Source organism: Paracoccus sp. (in: a-proteobacteria) (assembly GCF_046462195.1).
In the GTDB taxonomy this organism is placed as follows: domain Bacteria; phylum Pseudomonadota; class Alphaproteobacteria; order Rhodobacterales; family Rhodobacteraceae; genus Paracoccus.
In genome coordinates this window covers 1-3,311 of the sequence record NZ_JBKGUN010000284.1, presented here as the reverse complement: position 1 = coordinate 3,311, position 3,311 = coordinate 1, and the positions used below count along the sequence as shown (strand labels likewise).

5 protein-coding genes are annotated in these 3,311 nt (G+C 61.6%); 4 read left to right on the top strand and 1 reads right to left on the bottom strand.

The window, feature by feature from the left end; all coding sequences use genetic code 11:
- Positions 1 to 693 (top strand): glutamate ligase domain-containing protein (locus ACLHHB_RS17130; RefSeq protein WP_410219492.1); only part of this gene is annotated, 693 nt, incomplete at its 5' end.
- An 8-nt stretch (positions 694 to 701) separates the two neighbouring features.
- Here the strand turns inward: ACLHHB_RS17130 and ACLHHB_RS17125 are convergent.
- Entirely contained in the window at positions 702 to 1,487 is a 786-nt protein-coding gene (locus ACLHHB_RS17125) for an enoyl-CoA hydratase (protein ID WP_410219491.1), read from the bottom strand.
- Positions 1,488 to 1,551: 64 nt separating this feature from the next.
- On the opposite strand from ACLHHB_RS17125, the gene ACLHHB_RS17120 reads away from it, so the two are divergent.
- The 3 genes from ACLHHB_RS17120 to rpsI all read left to right on the top strand — a co-directional run bounded on the left by ACLHHB_RS17120 (position 1,552) and on the right by rpsI (position 3,072).
- Positions 1,552 to 1,959 (top strand): PaaI family thioesterase, encoded by a 408-nt coding sequence (locus tag ACLHHB_RS17120; protein ID WP_410219493.1) that lies wholly within the window; start codon positions 1,552 to 1,554, stop codon positions 1,957 to 1,959.
- Between the two features lie 154 nt (positions 1,960 to 2,113).
- A complete protein-coding gene (gene rplM / locus ACLHHB_RS17115; protein WP_410219490.1) occupies positions 2,114 to 2,578 on the top strand; it encodes a 50S ribosomal protein L13 in 465 nt (154 codons plus the stop codon).
- A 2-nt stretch (positions 2,579 to 2,580) separates the two neighbouring features.
- A complete protein-coding gene (gene rpsI / locus ACLHHB_RS17110; protein WP_410219489.1) occupies positions 2,581 to 3,072 on the top strand; it encodes a 30S ribosomal protein S9 in 492 nt (163 codons plus the stop codon).
- Positions 3,073 to 3,311: the final 239 nt, after the last annotated feature.

Sequence of the window (3,311 nt, the reverse complement as noted above, 5' to 3'; positions counted from 1 at the left end):
CTGGCCAACCAGCTTTCCATGGGTCCGGCCGATGATCGCGTCATCCGCATTTCGGCGGCGCAAAAGCTGGACGGTGCTGCGTGGTCGGTATTCGCGCGCAAGGGCTTTTTGTCCGAATACCGCAAGGGCCGTCAGGCTGCATCGATCGACCTGAGGGACATGCGAGGACTTCCGGGCGCGCATAACCACCAGAACGCCTGTGCTGCCTATGCCGCCTGCCGCGCCGTCGGCCTTGCCCCACGCGAGATCGAGGCTGCCTTCCACAGCTTTGCCGGCCTGCCGCATCGGAGCCAGACAGTGGCAGAAATCGGCGGTGTCCGTTATGTCAACGATTCAAAGGCGACCAATGTCGATGCCGCCGCCAAGGCGCTGCAAGCGTTCAGCAGGATACGCTGGATCGCCGGCGGCTTGGGCAAGGAAGGGGGCATCGCAGCCCTTGCACCGCATCTGGGGCAGGTGACCAAGGCTTACCTGATCGGGCATTCCGCCCGGGATTTCGCCCTCGAGATCGGTCAAACCCCTTACGAGATCGCGGAAACGATGGACCAGGCCGTGGCCCATGCCGCAGCAGAGGCAGAGCCGGGTGACACCGTTCTGCTGGCGCCTGCGGCGGCCAGCTTCGATCAATACCCGAACTTTGAAAAGCGCGGAGACCATTTCGTCCGGCTTGTAGAGGCGCTGGACCAAGCCTGATCCGGTCGTCAACTCCAGCTTGGCGCGCGCTTTTCGAGAAAGGCGGCGATACCCTCGGCCGTATCGTCCAGAAGCATGTTGCGGCACATGGCATCACCGGTCAGTCCATAGGCGGCCGCCAGTTCTTGTCCCGCCTGCTGGTGGAAGGCGCGCTTGCCCAAGCGGATCGCGGCGGGCAGCTTGCTGGCGATGCTGTCGGCCAGACGCTGCGTCTCGGCCTCCAGCTCGGTACCGGGAACGACACGATTGACGAGGCCCAACGCTTCGGCACGCGTGGCGGTGATGAAGTCGCCGGTCATCAGCATCTCGAACGCGGCCTTGGGCGGAACGGCGCGCGTCAGCGCCACCATGGGGGTCGAACAGAAGAGGCCGATCGATATTCCGTTCACCCCGAATTTCGCGTTTTCAGCCGCGATGGCCAGATCGCAAGAGGCCACCAGCTGACAACCCGCAGCCGTGGCAATCCCTTGGACTTCGGCAATGACAGGCTGGGGCAGGGCAGGGAGTGCCTGCATCAGGTCGGCGCAGCGGGAAAACAGATGCCGCAGTTCGGCCTCGCCCTTGTCGGGGGTATTTCGCATTGCCTGCATCTGGCGCAGATCATGCCCGGCGGAAAAGGCCTTGCCGCTGGCCGCGATAGTTACGACCCGAACCCGGTCGTCCCGTGCGATATCGTCGAGTGCCACCAGCAGCGCTTCAATCATGTCCAGCGAAAGGGCGTTGAAGGACGCGGGGCTGTTCAGGCGCAGCCGCGCGACTGGCCCCCTGTCTTCACGTATCAGCAGCAGGTCCATCTTGCACTCTCCTCCGTTTTCGACAGCGTAAGGGGGACTCAGAGACAGGGGAAGCAACATGACCATGGACGCAGAAGCGCTGAATGCCTTTCTGGCAAAGGAGTTTCCACAGGTTGCCAAGAGCTATCGGGTCGAGCATGTCGATAAGGAGGTCCTGACGGCCCGTATGGTCGTGGGGACCGAGCATCTGAGGCCAGGGGGCACTATCAGCGGTCCTTCGATCTTTGCGCTGGCCGATCTGGCTGTTTATTGCGCTATCCTGTCGAGATTGGGGCCGGTCGCACTGGCGGTGACGACAAACGCGTCGGTGGATTTCATGCGCAAGCCTGCCGCCGGGGTCGATCTGATCGCTCGATGCCGGCTTCTGAAGCTGGGGCGGGTGCTGGCGGTGGCCGAGGCCCTAATCTTTTCGGACGGTGTTGAGGCGCCGGTTGCACGATGCTCGATGACCTACTCGATTCCGCCGAAATAGCGGGATTTCGAGAGGTTGTGAGCCGGTATTTTGATACCTAAGTTTTAACTAGTTGGAAAGGCTGCATTTATCGACCTCTTGGCCCCTTGACGCAGGATGCGCGATTGCCGATATACCGCCATCTCGAATGATTACGACCCTGAAGGGACGACAGATGAAAACCTATACCGCGAAACCGGCGGAGATCGAGAAGAAGTGGATCCTCATCGACGCTGAGGGCGTCGTTCTGGGCCGCCTCGCCACGATCGTCGCCAGCCGCCTGCGCGGCAAGCACAAGCCGACGTTCACGCCGCACATGGACATGGGCGACAATGTCATCATCATCAATGCCGACAAGGTGCAGATGACCGGCAACAAGCGTGACGACAAGAAATATTACTGGCATACCGGCCACCCGGGCGGCATCAAGCACCGGACCGCACGCCAGATCCTGGAAGGCGCGCATCCCGAGCGCGTGGTGGTCAAGGCCGTCGAGCGCATGATCAGCCGCAACAAGCTGGGCAAGCAGCAGATGACGCATCTGCGCGTTTACGCCGGCGCCGAGCACCCGCACGAAGCGCAGCAGCCCGAAGTTCTGGACGTCAAGGTCCTGAACGTCAAAAACACCCGGAGCGCATGATCATGGCCGAAGACATCAAAACTCTGGACGATCTGAAGTCGGCTGTATCGGGCACGCCCGCAGCTGTCGTCGAAGCCGCTATCGAGCGTCGGCCCCAGCGCGACGAGAGCGGCCGCAGCTATGCCACCGGCAAGCGCAAGGACGCTGTTGCCCGCGTGTGGGTCAAGCCGGGCTCCGGCAAGGTCACCGTGAACGGCAAGGACATCAACGCCTACTTCGCACGCCCGGTTCTGCAGATGATCCTGCGCCAGCCGTTTGACGTGGCGGGGGTTGCCGGTCAGTATGACGTTCTGGCAACGGTCAAGGGTGGCGGCCTGTCGGGTCAGGCCGGTGCCGTGAAGCACGGCATCAGCCAGGCGCTTCAACTGCACGAGCCGGGCCTGCGCGCCGCGCTGAAGGCGGCAGGATTCCTGACCCGCGACAGCCGTGTGGTGGAACGCAAGAAGTACGGCAAGGCAAAGGCGCGTCGTAGCTTCCAGTTCTCGAAGCGCTGACCTTACTGTCCTTCAATACCATGTAGAGGCGCGACCCTGAAGGGTCGCGCCTTTTGTAGTCCGGACGCAGAACGTTTGAACGTACAGGGTAATGAAGCAGTGAGTCGCCTAGCCCTGCTGCCGCCTTTTTTCCACCCACACTACTTGCGGCTCGTTTGCATAAATTTTCATTGTACGAACAGTGTGGTGACGATTTTATGTCGTTTGGCGTGTTTTTTCTCTTGCGTCTTTGGTTTGGT

What these genes read in the sequence shown, in the direction of transcription:
- rplM (WP_410219490.1), top strand. Translation starts at nt 2,114, where the DNA reads ATGAAAACCTATACCGCGAAACCGGCGGAGATCGAGAAGAAGTGGATC.
- ACLHHB_RS17125 (WP_410219491.1), bottom strand. Translation starts at nt 1,487, where the DNA reads ATGGACCTGCTGCTGATACGTGAAGACAGGGGGCCAGTCGCGCGGCTG.
- ACLHHB_RS17120 (WP_410219493.1), top strand. Translation starts at nt 1,552, where the DNA reads ATGGACGCAGAAGCGCTGAATGCCTTTCTGGCAAAGGAGTTTCCACAG.
- rpsI (WP_410219489.1), top strand. Translation starts at nt 2,581, where the DNA reads ATGGCCGAAGACATCAAAACTCTGGACGATCTGAAGTCGGCTGTATCG.